Origin of the sequence: Streptomyces sp. MS06, from assembly GCF_047200655.1 — a bacterium.
In the GTDB taxonomy this organism is placed as follows: Bacteria; Actinomycetota; Actinomycetes; order Streptomycetales; family Streptomycetaceae; genus Streptomyces.
In genome coordinates this window covers 24,005-40,814 of sequence record NZ_JBJZOJ010000068.1, presented here as the reverse complement: position 1 = coordinate 40,814, position 16,810 = coordinate 24,005, and the positions used below count along the sequence as shown (strand labels likewise).

17 protein-coding genes are annotated in these 16,810 nt (G+C 72.1%); 4 read left to right on the top strand and 13 right to left on the bottom strand.

Annotated elements, in window-relative coordinates; all coding sequences use genetic code 11:
* Window positions 1–92 precede the first annotated feature (92 nt).
* From ACL02U_RS28060 to ACL02U_RS28045, 4 genes are all read right to left on the bottom strand, one after another.
* Entirely contained in the window at window positions 93–1,190 is a 1,098-nt protein-coding gene (locus tag ACL02U_RS28060; protein ID WP_412793768.1) for a PDZ domain-containing protein, read from the bottom strand.
* Window positions 1,191–1,250: 60 nt separating this feature from the next.
* Window positions 1,251–1,547, bottom strand: coding sequence for a hypothetical protein (locus tag ACL02U_RS28055; RefSeq protein ID WP_412793769.1), 297 nt, complete (start codon window positions 1,545–1,547; stop codon window positions 1,251–1,253).
* Window positions 1,548–1,783: 236 nt separating this feature from the next.
* On the bottom strand, window positions 1,784–2,242 hold the full coding sequence (locus ACL02U_RS28050; protein ID WP_412793767.1) for a molybdenum cofactor biosynthesis protein MoaE: 459 nt from the start codon (window positions 2,240–2,242) through the stop codon (window positions 1,784–1,786).
* A gap of 153 nt (window positions 2,243–2,395) precedes the next feature.
* Window positions 2,396–3,556, bottom strand: a complete 1,161-nt coding sequence (locus ACL02U_RS28045) for an SDR family oxidoreductase (RefSeq protein WP_412793766.1) — start codon at window positions 3,554–3,556, stop codon at window positions 2,396–2,398.
* A gap of 192 nt (window positions 3,557–3,748) precedes the next feature.
* On the opposite strand from ACL02U_RS28045, the gene ACL02U_RS28040 reads away from it, so the two are divergent.
* Both ACL02U_RS28040 and ACL02U_RS28035 read left to right on the top strand, forming a co-directional pair.
* On the top strand, window positions 3,749–5,221 hold the full coding sequence (locus ACL02U_RS28040; protein WP_412793765.1) for a zinc-dependent metalloprotease: 1,473 nt from the start codon (window positions 3,749–3,751) through the stop codon (window positions 5,219–5,221).
* Window positions 5,218–5,751 carry an NUDIX hydrolase gene (locus ACL02U_RS28035; RefSeq protein WP_412793764.1) on the top strand — a complete coding sequence of 178 codons (534 nt, stop codon included), beginning with the start codon at window positions 5,218–5,220 and terminating at the stop codon, window positions 5,749–5,751. The genes ACL02U_RS28040 and ACL02U_RS28035 overlap by 4 nt, the downstream gene beginning before the upstream one ends.
* 114 nt (window positions 5,752–5,865) lie before the next feature.
* On the opposite strand, the gene ACL02U_RS28030 is transcribed toward ACL02U_RS28035, so the two are convergent.
* The 4 genes from ACL02U_RS28030 to ACL02U_RS28015 form a co-directional block, all read right to left on the bottom strand.
* A complete protein-coding gene (locus ACL02U_RS28030; protein ID WP_412793763.1) occupies window positions 5,866–6,621 on the bottom strand; it encodes an AIM24 family protein in 756 nt (251 codons plus the stop codon).
* Window positions 6,622–6,638: 17 nt separating this feature from the next.
* Window positions 6,639–7,319 (bottom strand): AIM24 family protein, encoded by a 681-nt coding sequence (locus ACL02U_RS28025; protein ID WP_412793762.1) that lies wholly within the window; start codon window positions 7,317–7,319, stop codon window positions 6,639–6,641.
* Window positions 7,320–7,330: 11 nt separating this feature from the next.
* Entirely contained in the window at window positions 7,331–8,998 is a 1,668-nt protein-coding gene (locus ACL02U_RS28020; RefSeq protein ID WP_412793761.1) for a TerD family protein, read from the bottom strand.
* Between the two features lie 158 nt (window positions 8,999–9,156).
* Window positions 9,157–9,753 carry a M48 family metallopeptidase gene (locus ACL02U_RS28015; protein ID WP_412793760.1) on the bottom strand — a complete coding sequence of 199 codons (597 nt, stop codon included), beginning with the start codon at window positions 9,751–9,753 and terminating at the stop codon, window positions 9,157–9,159.
* 401 nt (window positions 9,754–10,154) lie between these two features.
* Between ACL02U_RS28015 and ACL02U_RS28010 the strand changes: the two genes are divergently transcribed.
* Both ACL02U_RS28010 and ACL02U_RS28005 read left to right on the top strand, forming a co-directional pair.
* Entirely contained in the window at window positions 10,155–11,393 is a 1,239-nt protein-coding gene (locus tag ACL02U_RS28010) for a TOMM precursor leader peptide-binding protein (protein WP_412793759.1), read from the top strand.
* Window positions 11,386–12,792 carry an ABC1 kinase family protein gene (locus tag ACL02U_RS28005; RefSeq protein WP_412793758.1) on the top strand — a complete coding sequence of 469 codons (1,407 nt, stop codon included), beginning with the start codon at window positions 11,386–11,388 and terminating at the stop codon, window positions 12,790–12,792. The genes ACL02U_RS28010 and ACL02U_RS28005 overlap by 8 nt, the downstream gene beginning before the upstream one ends.
* Window positions 12,793–12,828: 36 nt before the next feature.
* Here the strand turns inward: ACL02U_RS28005 and ACL02U_RS28000 are convergent, their stop codons facing one another.
* From ACL02U_RS28000 to ACL02U_RS27980, 5 genes are all read right to left on the bottom strand, one after another.
* Entirely contained in the window at window positions 12,829–13,074 is a 246-nt protein-coding gene (locus ACL02U_RS28000) for a hypothetical protein (RefSeq protein WP_412793757.1), read from the bottom strand.
* 129 nt (window positions 13,075–13,203) lie between these two features.
* Window positions 13,204–13,527 (bottom strand): hypothetical protein, encoded by a 324-nt coding sequence (locus tag ACL02U_RS27995; protein WP_412793756.1) that lies wholly within the window; start codon window positions 13,525–13,527, stop codon window positions 13,204–13,206.
* The gene (locus ACL02U_RS27990) at window positions 13,524–13,901 is read right to left on the bottom strand and encodes a WhiB family transcriptional regulator (protein ID WP_412793755.1); all 378 of its coding nucleotides are present in this window, start codon (window positions 13,899–13,901) and stop codon (window positions 13,524–13,526) included. The genes ACL02U_RS27995 and ACL02U_RS27990 overlap by 4 nt, the downstream gene beginning before the upstream one ends.
* A gap of 173 nt (window positions 13,902–14,074) precedes the next feature.
* The gene (locus ACL02U_RS27985) at window positions 14,075–14,395 is read right to left on the bottom strand and encodes a hypothetical protein (RefSeq protein ID WP_412793754.1); all 321 of its coding nucleotides are present in this window, start codon (window positions 14,393–14,395) and stop codon (window positions 14,075–14,077) included.
* A gap of 164 nt (window positions 14,396–14,559) precedes the next feature.
* Complete coding sequence (locus tag ACL02U_RS27980) at window positions 14,560–16,764, bottom strand: ATP-dependent DNA helicase UvrD2 (RefSeq protein ID WP_412793753.1); 2,205 nt, start codon at window positions 16,762–16,764, stop codon at window positions 14,560–14,562.
* Window positions 16,765–16,810 lie beyond the last annotated feature (46 nt).

The window sequence follows — 16,810 nt, the reverse complement described above, 5'->3', positions numbered from 1 at the left end:
CCCCCCCCCCCCCCCCCCCCCTCCCGGTGCGACGGCGGGGGCGACCGGGGCGCCTGGTGCGGTCGCCGCGGCTGATGCGGTCGGGGCGCGGGTCAGCCCTTGGTGGTGCACTTCGGCAGGTCGGCGACCGCTCCGGAGCGGATGTCCTTCAGCGCGCCGATGGCGTCCGCGATGGTCTTCACCCTCACCAGGGTGAGCCCGTCGGGCACGTCCTTGGCCGCGGCGGCGCAGTTGGCGGCGGGCGTCAGGAAGTACCGGGCGCCCTTGTCGCGCGCGCCGATGGTCTTCATCTCGACGCCGCCGATCGGTCCGACCTTGCCGCCGTCGTCGATGGTTCCGGTGCCTGCGACGAACTTCCCGCCGGTGAGACTGCCCGGGGTCAGCTTGTCGTAGATGCCGAGCGCGAACATCAGCCCGGCGCTGGGACCCCCGACGTCGGCCAGCTTGATGTCGATGGTGAACGGGAAGGTGTGGTCCGTTCCGGCCGAGATGCCGACGATGGCCCGCTTCTCACCGCTGTCGTCGGAGGTGGTCGTGGTGATCGTCACGTTACGGGTGGTGTCCGCCGACCGGTGCTCCTTCTCGGCGGCCTCCTGCTCCTTGGCGGGCACGATGGTGAACTCCACGTCCTGGCCGGGCTGGTGCTTGGTCACCAGTTCGGCGACGTCGGCCGGCTTCTTGACCGGCGTACCGTCCACGGCCTTGATCACGTCCCCGGCGTGCAGCTTGCCCTGCGCGGGGGCGCCCTTCACCACGGCGGAGACGATCACCCAGGACTGCACCGGGATGCCGAGTTCCCCGAGCGCGGCGACCTTGGCGCTCTCCTGGGACTGGCTGAACTCCTCGGCGTTCTCCTGGTTCGACTGCTCCTCCGTCTTGCCGTCCGGGTAGAGGGTGTCGTGCGGCACGACGCGGTTGTCGTGGGCGAGCCACCCGAAGACCGCCTCGACCAGGTTCATCCGGTAGTTGGCGCTGGTGACCCGGACGGTGGTCATGTTCAGGTGGCCGTCGCTCCGGTACGTGTCGTGCCCGGAGATCTGCAGCACCGGCTCGCCGTCGTGCTCACCGAGGGTGTTCACCGTGGGCCCCGGGGACATCTCCGCGTAGGGCACGGGGATGAACACTCCCGCGCAGAGGAGCGCGATCAGCATCAGCGTGGAGGCGAGCATCGTCGCGGTGCGGCGTGGCATGCCACGACAGTACGGGACGGCTCCGGCGGCGCACCGTCAGGGCCGCCGAAGGTGGCCGCCTCAGGTGCCGGAGGGAGACCTCTCCCTGGCCACGTCCTGCGGCTCCGGCATCGACGGCGTCTCCGGGACCGCGGGCTTCCCCGGCGCCGCCGGGTCGCCGACTGCCGCCGGGTCGCCGGTCGCCGCCGGACCCTCCAGGAGGACCGAGGGCCTTTCCATGGCGGCACGGAAGCGGGCGTAGCCGTCGAGCTCCGGGCCGTCACCGCGGACGCCGTGTGTGCGGTTGGCCCAGCTGCCCCACAGGCCGGCGCCGATCCCCGCGAAAAGCGGAATCAGCAGCCAGACGAGCGCGCCCATGCCGACCTCCCGACCTCACGTGAGCGATGGCACCTCACTGATCAGCAGGCTTGCCATCCGCAGAGTCAACGCTCACGTGCCCCGGACGGTTGCGCAACCGGAACTCAGGCCTGCCGGGGTACGAGGCGGAAGCGGACGTGGCCTCGCGGCGGCGGGACCGCGGACGCCGGGAACCGCCGGCCGAGTGAACCGCAGGACCGCCTGGCAGAGCCGGCCTGGGCCGGCCGCCGCGGCGGCTACGCGCCGACCCACTCCTCGTTGCCGTCGGAGAAGGTCTGGTGCTTCCAGATGGGCACCTCGTGCTTGAGGTCGTCGATCAGCTTCCGGCAGGCCTCGAAGGCATCCCCGCGATGCGGGCACGACACGGCCACGACGACGGCGAGGTCGCCGATCCCGAGGTCCCCCACGCGATGGACGGCGGCGAGCGCCCGTACGGGGTACTCGGCGGCGACCTTCTCCGCGATCCGGCGCATCTCCGCCTCGGCGCTCGGGTGGCTGGAGTAGGCCAGCTCGTCCACGTCGCTGCCGCCGTCGTGGTTCCGCACGGTGCCCACGAACAGGGCGGTTCCACCGGCCGCGCCGTCCCCGACGGCCCGGAAGACCTCGTCCACGGACAGCGCGGTGTCCCGGACGGCGATCAGCTTGACGGGATCGTGCGCGGCCTGCTCGCCGGGATGGTCATACGTCGGTGCCATGGCCCCATCGTGCCGCACCCGGCGACGGCACGGAACAGACGCATCCCCCGGCCCGGGGGCGCGCCCCCTTGGAGATACGTACGGATGCACGGACCGGCGCGGAGCATCCGCCACGCGCCGGCCGCGCTGCGTTCACCGCCGAACAGGCGGCCCTCAGATCCGCCGCCGCGCCTTCCTGGCCCGCCGCACCACGGCTGCGGCGCCCAGCAGCGCGACCGTCGCTCCCGCGGCACCCGCGGCCGTGGCGTCCTTCCTGCCCAGCCGGCGCCCGGCGACCGCGTGCCGGCCGGAAGCCTCCTCCAGCAGCTCGGCCAGCACCTCCTCGTTGGTCCACCGGGGCCGCCATCCCGCCTCGTGCAACCGGCTCCCGCTGACCACCCAGGGGTGCATCGTGTACGCCAGGTCTCCCGCGGGGGAGGGGGTCAGGCCGATGCGGTGCAGCCGGGCCGCCGCGCCCAGGGCGACCGCCGAGGGCAGCTCCATGCGCCGGATGCCGCTGAGCTCCTCGACCTCCTCCTGCTCCAGCCACCCGTCGCAGCCGACCGCCAGCTCGCCGTCCACCCGCTCCTGAACGGCGTACTCCAGCGCGCTGCACAGGTCCTCCACGTGGCAGAACTGCCAGGCCGGTCGCGAACCGGCCACCACCAGCAGCCTGGGTGACTCGAAGTACCTGGTCAGGGCGGTGTCGGTGCCGCCGACGAGCAGGGCGGGCCGGACGACGGTGACGTTCAGTCCGGGGTGGGCGCGCGGGGCCCGCCGCGCCAGCCGCTCGATCTCCAGCAGGTCCCCGACGCCGGTGGCCTCCGCCGTGGCCCGCAGCTCCGCGTCCTCGGACAGCGGCAGCTCGTTGTCCGGCAGCGCCCCGTACACCATCGCCGAGGTGCACAGCACGACCCGGTGCACCCCGGCCGCCGCGGCGGCCGTCAGCACGGTCTGCGTCCCCCGGACGTTGTACGCCGTCCGGGCCGCGGAATCGGAGCCGAGGTCGAGATCGAGCGCGAGGTGGACCACGACGTCGGCGCCCCGCAGCTTGTCGGCGACGGCGGGATCGCGCACGTCGAGCAGGTGCCACTGCGCCGCCGCGCAGTCGCCGCGCCGCTCGTCGATGGCGATGACCCGTCTGACCTCGTCCGAGGCGGCCAGTCGCTCGGTGAGCAGGGCACCGACGCCGGTGGCGGCTCCGGTGACCGCGACGACGGGCCGGCGGCCCGCTGCCTTCTCGCCGGAGTGCGGCACTGCTGCCGGGCGGTGGTCGGGCGACGGGCGGGTGGATCGGTTTCGCGCTGCGCGAACCTGTGGATCTGGGGAACTCACCGGGCGTCTCCAGCGGTTGTCTTCATACGAGCGCGAGTGACGCGTACGTACCAGGTGGCATCCATCCTGCCGCAGGCCCCCGCTCGGCGAAGCATCGAGGCCGGAACCGCCCGCGGTGTCTACGCTGGGTGGTGTTGTCGGGCAGTCGTGCCGTCGGAAGAAGACCGGCGGCCTTAACAGCCGAGGAATCCCGTGAGTGACACCCCATTCGGATTCGGCCTTCCGCCGGAGGAGCCGGAGAACGGCGACGAGGGCAAGAAGAAGGACCAGGAGAGCGGTGGTGGCCAGGGACCGGCCAACCCGTTCGGTTTCGGACTGTCCGGAGCCGGAGGCCCGGGCGGCCCCGGTGCGGACAATCCGCTCGCTGCCATGTTCGGTTCCCTGAACCCCAACGACCTGGGCGCCGCGTTCCAGCAGCTCGGCCAGATGCTCTCCTACGAGGGCGGCCCGGTGAACTGGGACATGGCCAAGCAGATCGCCCGGCAGACGGTGTCCCAGGGCACCGCTGACGGCACCAAGGACGCCAGCGTCGGCCCCGCCGAGCGCAGAGCGGTCGAGGAGGCGGTACGCCTGGCCGACCTGTGGCTCGACGACGCCACCTCGCTGCCCTCCGGGGCGGGCTCCGCGGTGGCGTGGAGCCGTGCGGAGTGGGTGGAGGCCACCCTGCCCGCCTGGAAGGAGCTCGTCGACCCGGTCGCCGAGCGGGTCGGCGGCGCCATGGGCGACATCCTGCCCGAGGAGATGCAGGCCATGGCGGGCCCGCTGATCGGCATGATGCGCTCGATGGGCGGTGCCATGTTCGGCACGCAGATCGGGCAGGCCGTCGGCGTGCTCGCGGGTGAGGTCGTCGGCTCCACGGACGTCGGTCTGCCGCTCGGCCCGGCCGGCAGGGCCGCACTGCTGCCGGTCAACGTCGACGCCTTCGGCAGGGACCTGGGCGTGCCGCAGGAGGAGGTACGCCTGTACCTCGCCCTCCGGGAGGCCGCCCACCAGCGTCTCTTCGCGCACGTGCCGTGGCTGCGCTCGCACCTGTTCGGCGCCGTCGAGGGGTACGCCCGCGGGATCAAGGTCGACACGGCCAAGCTGGAGGACGTCGTCGGCCAGTTCGATCCGCAGAATCCGGAGGAGCTGCAGGAGGCACTCCAGCAGGGCATGTTCCAGCCGGAGGACACCCCGGAGCAGAAGGCCGCGCTGGCCCGGCTGGAGACGGCCCTGGCGCTCGTCGAGGGCTGGGTGGACGCGGTCGTCCACGCGGCCGCGAAACCTCGCCTGTCGTCCGCTGACGCCCTCCGCGAGACGCTGCGCCGCCGTCGCGCCACGGGCGGTCCTGCCGAGCAGACCTTCGCCACGCTCATCGGGCTGGAGCTGCGCCCGAGGCGCCTGCGGGACGCCTCCAGGCTCTGGGCCTCGCTCACGGACGCCCGCGGAGTCGACGGCCGAGACGCGCTGTGGGCCCACCCGGACATGCTGCCGACCGCCACCGATCTGGACGACCCGGACGGCTTCGTCCACCGCGAGCAGCAGGTCGACTTCTCCGAGCTGGACAGGATGCTGGGCGAGGCGGCGGGCAAGCCGGACCTGCGCAAGCGGGACCGGGGTGAGGCCGAGGCCGGCGACGACTCCGACGATCGCAGGAGCGACGGCGGGGGCGACGGCGCGGAGTGAGCCTGCACGAGGACGCGGTCCTCACCCTGAAGGGGTACACGGGCCAGGAGGAACTGCGGCAGGCCTACCTGGACCATCTGGGTGCTCACCCGGACGGCGTGTGGAAGGCCTGCCGTGCCGGCCACCTCACGGCGAGCGCCCTGGTGATCGACCCGGAGGGCGCCCGGGTGCTGCTGACGCTGCACCGCAAGCTCCGCATGTGGCTGCAGACCGGCGGCCACTGCGAGCCGCAGGACGCCTCCCTGGAGGCGGCGGCACTCCGCGAGGCCGCCGAGGAGTCCGGTGTCGCGGGGCTGAATCCGCTGCCGGGCGGCCCGGTGCGGCTGGACCGGCATCCGATCCCGCCGCCCTGCCACTGGCACCTGGACGTGCAGTACGCGGTCCTCGCCCCGTCGGATGCCGTGCACACCGTCAGTGAGGAGTCACTGGACGTGCGCTGGTTCGCCTACGACGAGGTGCCGGACGTGGCCGACGAGTCGGTGGTACGGCTGCTGGAGGCGGCCCGTGCACGCCTCCGGGCGGTCACCTGACGGCTCCCCTTCAGGTGACCGCGGGAAGGACCGGGAGGGGGGAGCGCCCCGTGCGGGTGGGCTCCCCACCGGGCGGTCCGGACGGCCGCACTCGGCCGGCCGGTCCCGGGCGGCTCAGCTCCAGACGTTGCCCTGGTTCTGGCCGCGGGCGCCGTGCTGGCCCATGCCGTACTGCGCGGCGAGCCCCTGACCGATGGCCGCGTTCTGCGGCGGCAGCAGCTCGCTCGGCTGGACGAGCGCGAACCCGGAGCCCATGAAGCTGAGCTCCCAGCCCTCCCCGGTGCTCCCGCGGCGGCGCCACACCCCGGAGGAGTGCGTCTGGGCCTGCATCTGCACCCGCAGCCCGGTGGACCAGGCCACGATGGCGTCCGCGTCGCAGTTGACGTACTTGTCCGGTGTGACCTGCATCAGCAGCGGCGCACCCGAGGTCATCAGAGCGACCTTGCCGTGCCCGGTGATGTTGAGCTGGTACTTCCCGGAGCCGGAGATGCCGTACAGGCTGTCCACGGCGATGATCTCGTGGTGCAGCGAGGAGTCCATCGCGAGGACGTAGCTGCTGTCGACGGTCAGCCCCTCCTGCTCGACGTCCATGACGTGCACGTACTGGGCGAGGTTGGCGAGATAGACGGTGCCCTGCCCGTGGCAGCGCATCAGGTCCAGACCCTCACCGGTGTAGGCCTGCGCGTGGGACTGGTGGTGGCTGCGGTACTCGGCGTCGAACTCGACGAGCCCCTGGTAGGCGACCATGGTGCCCTTGCGGGCGAGGAGGTCGTCGTGGCCTTCCAGGGCGACCCGCAGCATCTGCTTGTTCTGCAGGCTCCAGCGTTCCTGGGCCTGCTGGTCGTTGTGGGCGAAAAGCGAGCTCTGCATGTCTTCCTGACTCCCCCTCAGCCCCGCACCCGGAGGCGGTCGGTGCCGTCCTCGCTGGGCTGGACGACGACGATGCCCTGACCGGAGAAGGCCATCTGGTAGGCCTCACCGCTGCCCCGGCCGATCAGGGACTGCGCCTTGAAACTGCGCTTGCCCTTCACCTTCAGGTTCGGCGACCAGGCGACGAGTGCGTCGGGATCGACGTACGTCTCGTCCTCACCGCCGCCGCAGTCGACCACGATCGGCTTGCCCCGGGAGGTCAGCGCGACCCAGCCCTGCCCGGAGATCTTCGTGTTCCACATCCCCTGACCAGCGAACTTCGCCAGTCCCTTGACCCGCTCGACACCCCACTGGAGATGGGCGTCGAAGGCGAGCAGATTGGTGGCGTTGACGGAGATGCCGTCGCCGTCGAGGTTGATCACGACGACGTCGGCGCCGTAGTCGGCGAGGTAGAGCAGGCCGTCGCCGGTGCACTTCATCAGCGGCGCGCCCTCGCCGGTCATCCAGTCGCGGGCGATCTGGCGCACGGCCGGCGGGTTGGGTTCGTACTGGATGAAGCCCTCGTAGGCGACCATGGAGCCGACCCGCGCGAAGAGGTCGCTCCCGGTCTGCATGGCGACCTTCAGCATGTGGCCGCCGTGGTTCTCCATGCGGGCGGTGACGGGCGCGGGGGAATAGCCCGCGAGCGGCTGGTTCATGACGGGCTCCCTCAGACCTCGTACGGCTGGACGACGATGAAGTTGCCGGGGGCGCCCCGGAACTGGAGGTTGACACTCTCACCGGTGTCACCGGCGTAGGCGGTGCGGCGCATGCGTACCTGGCTGGAGACGATCACCTGGGAGGCTGCCGACCAGGCGACGACGGCGTGGCAGTCGGCGAACGTGGTCGGCGTGACCGGCAGCACCACCGGTGTGCCGTGCGTCTTGACGACGATCGTGCCGGTGCCCTGGAACTGCATGGTGAACAGGGCACCGCCCGGGATCCCGTGCCCCTCGATGCGCCGCACCTCGTACTGGAGGCTCTCGTCGAAGGCGAGGACGTTCTCCGCGGAGACGCAGATCGCGTCGCCCTGGAGTTCGACGGGGTGCAGCTGGGTGGCTTCCTCGGCGAGGAACACCTGGCCGTGGCCGGTGCAGCGCATCAGCTGCATCTCCTGGCCGGTGGCGTTGCCGACGATGCGTCCCGCGATCCCGGCGCCCTTGTAGCTGAAGTCGACCTTGCCCTGGTAGAGCACCATGCTGCCCTGCCGGGCCAGCACCGGCTGTCCCTCGACACCGAGGTCGACGCGGATCAGCTTGGAGTTCTGCTGCGTCCAGCGCTGCCCGGTCGGAGTCTCCTTGAACGACTCGAGCGCGGCGGTCACGCCGGCTGCCTGCGGGGCGCCGCCGGTGCTCGGCGGCACCGACCCGTAGGGGGCGGACTGCTGTCCCGGAACCTGCCCGTACGGCGGCTGGCCGGACGGGGGCTGCTGACCGTACCCGGGCGGCGGGCCCGGGGGCTGAGGTGCCTGCTGCTGGCCGTATCCGGGCGGCGGGCCGGGGGGCGGGGGTGCCTGCTGCTGGCCGTAACCGGGCGGTGGGCCGGGCGGGGCGGGTGCTGGGGCGGGCGGAGGCACGGTACCGGGCCCGGGCGGGTGCACGGGCGCGATGATGGTCGGTGCGGCGTGCACCGGCGGCGGGGTGGCGCCCGGCGGCGGGGCGAAGCCCTGCGGGGCGGGCTGCGGCTGTTGCGGAGCGGGGGCCGGCACGGGGGCGCCGGCGGGCGGGCCTGCGGGAACACCGAAAGCGGGCGGGGCGGAGCCGGGGGCGGAGCTGCCCGGCTCCGGCTGCGGCGCAGCCGGAGTCTCCTCCTCCTGGACCTCGCCGCCGAAGTTCTTCAGCAGCGCTTCCAGGCCGCCGTCGAACCCCTGCCCGACGGCGGCGAACCGCCACACGTCCTTGAGGTAGAAGTCGCCGAGCATCACGGCACGCTCGGTGGAGAACTCCGCACCGCCGAACGCGTAGCGGGCCACCTCCTCACCGCCCGCGACGATGCGGATGTATCCGGAACCGATCTGCGACATCTGCCCGGCGCCGTCGATGGTCGCCGTGAAGGACAGCTTCTGGATCTGCGGCGGGATGCGGTCGAGCGTGACCCGGAACGATTCCGTGTCGCCCGCCTGCGCACCCAGCAGCTGAACGGACTCCTCCGGGGACTTCGGCTGGTTGAAGAAGACGAAGTACCGGTCGTCGGAGAGCCGTTCGTCCGCGTCGAGACCGAAGCAGCTGATGTCGAAGGTCAGTCCGGGGGCGGAGATCTGCACGCCTACGTACAGATCGGTGCCCGCCGTGAGGTCACTGATCCTGGCCTTGTGGCCGCGTTGGAATTCCCTGGCCATGCGTTACGACCGTCCCCCATCCCGAAGTGAGTGCGTCGCGCCAGGCTAACCGCAAACGCGGACAACGGACGATGTCGGCGGGTGTCGGTACAGACCCGGTACACAACCCGCGCCGGAACCGGCGCGGTCGGCGGCCCCGGCCGGGGCCGGGACCCGGCTCAGTCGCCGCGGGCGACGGGCACGTGGGGCAGCCGGTCCGCGGCGACCACCCCCTCCAGATAGCCCCGGGCCCGTTCGGTGCGCGGATAGGCCTCCAGCAGTTGCCAGAACCCGGGCCCGTGTCCGGGCACGAGCAGGTGGGCCAGTTCGTGGAGGAGCACGTAGTCGACGACGTACTCGGGCATGCCCTGCAGCCGGTGGGAGAGGCGGATACTGCCCTCGGCCGGGGTACACGACCCCCACCGGGTGTTCTGGTTGGTGACCCAGCGCACCGAGCCGGGCCGGGCCCGCCCGCCGAGGTACTGCGTCGACAGCCGCTCCGCCCGCTCGGCCAACTCCGCGTCGCCCAGGACCCGTTTGCTCTCCTGGGCCGCCAGTTTGTCGAGCATCACGTTCACCCAGCGCCGCTCCTCCGCCTCGGACATCCGGGCGGGGATGAGGACGACGGTGCGGTCGCCCTCGCGGTAGGCGGAGACCGTGCGGCGTCGCCGGGAACTCCGGCGCACCTCGATCGCACTCGTCCCGGAGCCGCGGGACGGCTGACTGGTCGTGGCGCGCGGCGGCGTTCCGGTGCGGTGCAGTGGATCGGCGGACACGCCCCGACCGTACCCGCTGCCCCGGGCGAAGTCCCGGCTCCGGGACGCTTCCGTGGCGAGGCACCACCGTGCGCTGGATTTGTACGACCAGTTTGTACGATGAATTCCCCGATCTGTGGACAACGCGCGGCGAACACACCGGCGATCCCGGCATGCTGACCATCACCGACAGGGCAGGGAGACACCCGCGCTCCCACACCCGGCCGTCGCGCGGGAGGCCGCACGCTTCTCACGGGCCTTGCCCTCTCGACCCCTCGGACCTCACCGTCTTTCAACTCATCCGCTCCTTCGGACTTCTTCGATCCCTCGATCACCTCAAACAGGCAGACTTACAGGACTTTTGCGATTTCTCGGAATCAACGGAATGATTTCGACCACTTCTCGGGCAACGGGGGCCTGTCATGCATCCAGTGGTGAAACCGGCGCTGCGGCGCGGCTGGCGCGATCTGAACACCGTGCAGTTCGGGATGACCCCGGCACACGCCGTGACGCTCGGCCCGATGGACACGGCGACCGGCAGCTTCCTCGATCTGCTCGACGGCACCCGCGGGCTGCCGCTCCTGCGCACCGAAGGCCGCCGGATGGACCTGCCCGACGGCCACGTCGACCTGCTCCTGGAGCGGCTGGCCAGAGCCGGTCTCGTCGACGACGCACGTGGAGGCGGGGAGGCAGCGGACGCGCTGCGCGGGCGTACGGACGTGCTGGACAGGCTGCGCCCCGACCTGGCCTCGCTCTCCCTGATCGCCTCGGAGCCCGGCGACGCGATCCGACGACTGGCGGCCCGCCGCGGTCTGCGCGTCCAGGTCCGCGGCGCCGGCCGCGTGGGGGCAGTGCTGGGCTCGCTGCTGTCAGGCGCCGGCGTCGGGGCGGTCGAGATGCGCGACGGCGGCCGGGTCGAGCCGGGCGACGTCGCCCCCGGCGGGCTGCCTCCCGACGCCGTGGGTGAGCGCCGGGACGAAGCCGCACGCCGCGCCGTCCGCCGGGCCGCGCCGGCCCGGCCACCGCGACGCTCCCGCGGCCCTGGGCCCGGCTCCGGCTCCGGCTCCGGCTCCGAGCAGGCCGATCCCGGATTCGCCCTGGTGATCGTGGCACCGCGCGACGATGTCGCGGTCCACGCCCCCGAGCCGTCCGCCGCGGAGCCCCTGGTCTCCTCGGGCACTCCGCACCTCTACGCGGGCGTGGTGGAGGGGACCGGCGTGGTCGGCCCCCTGGTCCTACCCGGCGAGACCGGCTGCGCAGGCTGCCTGCAGCAGCGTCGCGTCCGGGCGGACGCCGCCTGGGCCCGACTGGCCGTCCAGTGGCGCTCCGGCAGGCAGCGTCCGGCTCGCCCCTGCGACCTGGCGCTGGCGACGACCGTCGCCGGTCTGGCCGCCTCGCACGCGCTCGCTTTCCTCGACGGCCACATCCCCTCCAGCGCAGGCGCACGCTGGGAGGTCTCACTACCGGGTCTCACCTGGCACGCCCGGCCGATCGGGGCAGACCCCGCATGCTCTTGCGGAGCGGCGAGCAAGGGTAAGGGAGAACACACCTCCGGGAACGGGGCCGCGCACGAGACAATGGCTGAGCAAGGGTCGTCGACGGAGTTGAGCCGTGAGACGCGAGCGACGCGACCCGCTGGGACTTGGAGGGCGCATGTCTGATCTTCCCCGGAAGGCGGTCACCCGGACCGCCAAGCTCGCCGCGCTCCCGCTCGGCTTCGCCGGGCGGGCCACCTGGGGGCTGGGCAAGCGGATCGTGGGCGAGTCCGCGGAGATCGTCGGGCGCGAGTTGCAGCAGCGCACCGCGGAACAGCTGTTCAAGGTCCTCGGCGAGCTGAAGGGCGGGGCGATGAAGTTCGGGCAGGCGCTGTCCGTCTTCGAGTCGGCGCTGCCCGAGGAGGTCGCCGGACCGTACCGGGCGACCCTCACCAAACTCCAGGAGGCGGCGCCTCCGATGCCGACGCGCACCGTGCACGCGGTACTGGCGGAACGGCTCGGCGAGGACTGGCACGAGCGGTTCCTGGAGTTCGAGGACAAGCCGGCCGCCGCGGCCTCGATCGGGCAGGTGCACCGGGGCGTGTGGCACGACGGCCGGGAGGTCGCGGTCAAGGTCCAGTACCCCGGTGCCGGTGACGCCCTGCTGTCCGACCTGAACCAGCTCGGCCGTTTCGCCCGCCTGCTGGGCCCGCTCGTTCCCGGGATGGACGTCAAGCCGCTGATCTCCGAACTGCGCGACCGCATCTCGGAGGAGCTCGACTACGACCTGGAGGCCCGCGCCCAGCAGGCGCACGCGGACGAGTTCGCGGACGATCCCGACGTCGTGGTGCCCGCTGTGGTCCACCAGTGCGACCAGGTCCTGATCACCGAATGGATCGACGGCGTCCCGCTGTCGGAGGTGATCGCCGACGGCACCGAGGAGCAGCGGAACCGCGCCGGCCAGCTCCTGGCCCGGTTCCTCTTCTCCGGCCCCGCTCGGACCGGGCTGCTGCACGCCGACCCGCACCCCGGCAATTTCCGGCTGCTGCCGGGCGGGCCGGAGGGCGCGGACGACTGGCGGCTCGGCGTGCTGGACTTCGGCACGGTGGACCGGCTGCCGGGCGGTCTGCCCACCCCGATCGGGCGCTCGCTGCGCATGACCCTGGACGGGGAGGCCGAAGCGGTCTACGAGCTCCTGTGCGCGGAGGGCTTCGTCAAGGAGTCGATCGATCTGGACCCGGACGCGGTCCTCGACTACCTGCTGCCGATCATCGAACCGGCGCAGGCGGATCAGTTCACCTTCACCCGCTCCTGGATGCGCAACCAGGCCGCCAGGATCGCCGACCCCCGCTCCCCCGCCTACCAACTGGGCAAGCAGCTCAACCTGCCACCGGCCTATCTGCTGATCCACCGGGTCACCTTGAGCACGATCGGCGTGCTGTGCCAGTTGGGCTCGACGGTGCGGCTGCGCGAGGAGCTGGAGGAGTGGCTGCCCGGCTTCGTCGCGGTGGAGACGGAGGGGCAGGAGGTCCCGGTGGAGCAGGATCCTCCGGAGGATCCGGAGGATCTGGCCGCGGAAGGGTGAGCGGTCCGGCCCGGTGGTTCCGGAAGCTGCGGAGCTCTACCACCAGGCCGAGTCGAGCCGACCCTCGATCGCCCGCAGGTTCTGCCGGGAACAGGTCTCGCAGAAGTGGCGGCGGACGCCGTCCTCCACGGAGCAGGTCCAGGTGACCGGCAGGGCGTCGCCGGCCTGGACGCCGCAGCGGGCACACGCCACGGTCCCGGGGCCCACCGCGGGCCCGGGGTCCACTGCCGGTCGGGAGTCCACTGCCGGTCCGGAGTCGTCGTCCGAGGGAACACACGCCACCCGGCGACGATAACCCCGCAGCCGCACACGAGTCGTGGAACGCACCGCGGGGGCCGGTCCGCGCGTACGGACCGGCCCCACGTGGAGCATCCACCCCCCGACGCGGGGAGGTCACGCTTGGGGTGCCGACTACTGCATGACGGCCAGCGCCAACGCACGGCGGGCGCGCAGCGAGGCACGCTCGGCCCGGCGCTGCATCCGGCGGGCAGTCGCCAGGACCACCGCCCGCCGTTCCTGCTCGGCCTCCTGCAGCCGGTCATGCATATGCGCACGAGCCAGGGCTTCTTGGAGCAGTTGCATCTCTCGGGTCCTGTTCTGACGCGACTCGGTCGCGCCTGTGGTGGTGACGTCTTCGATCACGGAGCCGGTGGGCTCGCTGGTTGACGGCTTCATCGGGGCCTGCTTTTCGGGGTCGTGCGTGAGGGGACGGTCGATCGTTCCTGCGGTGTTCATGCTGTGACCGGGTTCTTGCGCGGGCGACCACGCGGCCGCTTCCGGGCGACGACGACACCCTGGACGAACAGCTCGCCACCCCAGACGCCCCAGGGCTCGCGACGCTCCTTGGCACCGGCGAGGCAGGCCTCCACCAGCGGGCAGGTGCGGCAGAGGGACTTGGCGTACTCCACGTCCGCCGGCGACTCGGCGAAGAAGACCTCCGGGTCGTAGGAACGGCAGGGGACGGGTGCTCCGAGGTTCTCGATGGCGTCGTCGAGCGCGGTGAGCGGGCTGAGCGGGCTGAGCGGGGTCAAGGGAGAGTCCTCCGTGGGGCCAGGCTTGGGGATCGTGCCGGAAGGCGGTACGGACGGGGCGTGCGCTTCGAGTTGCACGGGGTGTCTTCCTCGTCTGGTCGGTCCGGTCGGGTGAGACCGGTTGGGTGTGGTACCGGGTTCTTTTCTTGTCCCGAGGCCCCTTCGCCCTGCCGTCCCGTTCGGGACAAACAGAAGGGCCGCGGATCCCGGATGGGGTTCCGCGGCCCTGAAGGCGCCGGCCTGATCGACGATCAGGCTGGATCACTCCAGGGATCTGGCCCACGGAAGGCCCACATCAGGTGGTGCTGCGTCGCCTGCTTCCGGCCTCCGGCACCGGCCGCGGCGAAGGCATAGGCCTGAGCCTTTGCCTCTACTGCTTCCAGTGCCTTCGTCGGTCGCTCGTCGCGCTCACGGACGGGAAGGCCCGCGAGGGCAGCGGAGGACGCCGGACGCACGGCGGGAATGCCGCACAGACCGGTGCCCGCATTGGAGGCGCCGAGCATGCACACGGAGACGACCGAGCGATCGGTCATTTTGTCCATGCTGATAAAGCTGTGGTTGATGCTGATCACTGGAATCGCCTCCTCTCGGCGTCTCGGGGGCCGGCGCGAGCCGACCCGACGGGTATGCAAGTAGAGCACGTGATCAGGGCCTTCGAGAAGGCCGCTGTCCTCGTGGCTTAGAACCTATGGGGATTGCCGGGGCATGCGCAAACTATTTTTTCGACGAGTTCGGATCAGTCCACATCGTCTTCGGCCACCGGCTCCCGGCCTGCACAGATGTCCAGCACTTCGGCCCCGTAGCGGCCCAGCTTGCGGGCGCCGACCCCGGGGATGCGAGCCAGTTCGTGCGCGTCGTCGGGCGCTGCCTCGGCGATCGCGACCAGCGTCCGGTCGGTGAAGACGCAGAACGCGGGCTGGCCGCTGCGCCGTGCCTGCCCGGCACGCCACTCGCGCAGCCGCTCGTACAGCCCTTCGTCCATGTCGGAGGGGCAGTCCTCGCAGCGCATCAGCTTCATCTCGCCGGGGTCGGTGAGGGTGCGCCCGCAGACCCGGCAGCGGGCCGGGGTGCGCCGGGTGCGACGGGGACCGGCGGCCGTCCCCCCTCCGAGGGACCGGCCGCGTTCGACACCTGCGGCTGCGCCGGGCCCGCTGCGGCCCGAGCGGGCGGCGGGGGAACCGGAGCGCAGCCCGTCGAGGAAGCGGCTGGGGCGGCGGCCGGGGCGGCCTCCGGGCGAGCGGGACAGCGCCCAGGACACATGGAGACGTTCCCGGGCGCGGGTGACGCCGACGTACAGGAGGCGGCGTTCCTCCTCGACCTGTTCGTCGGTTCTGGCGTAGGTGATCGGCAGCATCCCCTCGGCGACGCCGACCAGGAAGACGACGTCCCACTCCAGCCCCTTCGCCGAGTGCAGGGAGGCCAGGGTGACGCCCTGCACGGTCGGGGCGTGCTGGGCGTTCGCCCGCTCGTCGAGCTCCGCGACCAGATCGGCGAGGGTGGCGTCCGGTTTGGCGGTGCTGAAGTCCTGCGCGAGGTTCACCAGGGCGGCGAGGGACTCCCAGCGTTCCCGGACGGCACCGGAACCGGCCGGTGGCTGCGGCGTCCAACCCTCACCGGACAGCACGGCACGCACCTGGGAGGGCAGGTCGACGACGTCGTCGAGAAGGCTGTCGTTGCTTCCGAAGCGGGAGGCGGCGCGCAGGGCGACACCCGCCTTGCGGACCTCGGGGCGGTCGAAGAACCGCTCGGCTCCGCGCAGCTGGTAGGGGACGCCGGCGTCGGCGAGTGCCTGCTCGTAGGTCTCGGACTGGGCGTTGACGCGGAACAGGACGGCGATCTCGCCGGCCGGGACCCCGGCGTCGATCAGTTCGCGGATGCGGCGGGCTGCGCCCTCGGCCTCGGCAGGCTCGTCGGCGTACTCGGTGTGGACGGGCAGCGGACCGGGCGGGCGCTGCGAGACCAGCTCGAGGCGGTGGTCCGCGGCACGGCCGCGGGCCTGGGCGAGCAGACCGTTGGCGAGGTGGACGACCTGCGGGGTGGACCGGTAGTCGCGGACCAGTTTGACGACGGTGGCCCGGGGGTGGCGGACGCGGAAGTCGAGGAGGTGGTCGGGGGTGGCACCGGTGAAGGAGTAGATCGTCTGGCTTGCGTCACCGACCACGCACAGGTCCTCGCGGTCGCCGAGCCACAGCTCCAGCAGCCGCTGCTGCAGCGGGCTGACGTCCTGGTACTCGTCGACGACGAAGTGCTGGTACTGGGCGCGTACCTGTTCGGCCACGTCCTGCCGGTCCTGGAGGACGCCGACGGTCAGCAGCAGCACGTCCTCGAAGTCGATGACGGCGCGGTCGCGCTTGAGGTCCTCGTAGGCGGAGTAGATCTGAGCGGTCTCGGCCGGGTCCCGGGGCGCCTCCCGGCCGGCCTTGGCCGCGGCGGCGGCGTACTCCGCGGGAACGGTCTGGGTGACCTTGGACCACTCGATCTCCGCGGTGACGTCGCGCAGCTCGTTGCGGTCCAGGCGGAGGCGGCAGGCGGCCGCCGCGTCGGCGACCAGCTGGATCTTGCGGTCGACGATCCGGGGCAGGGAGCCCCCGACCGCCTTCGGCCAGAAGTACTGGAGCTGGCGCAGGGCCGCGGAGTGGAAGGTGCGGGCCTGCACACCGTGGGCGCCGAGCTGCCGCAGCCGGCCGCGCATCTCACCGGCGGCGCGGTTGGTGAAGGTGACGGCGAGCACGCTGGACGGCTGGAGGAGGCCCGCGCGCACTCCGTAGGCGATCCGGTGGGTGATGGCCCGGGTCTTGCCCGTGCCGGCCCCGGCCAGCACGCACACCGGACCGTGCAGGGCGGTGGCGACCTCGCGCTGCTCGGGGTCGAGCCCTTCGAGCACCGCGTCGGCCGAGTCCGGTACCTGCGGGAAGAGGGTGGAGTGCGTTGCTGCTGTCACCCCGCCATGCTGCCAGGTCGCCGGAGGCGGGTGCGGAGGTTGTCCA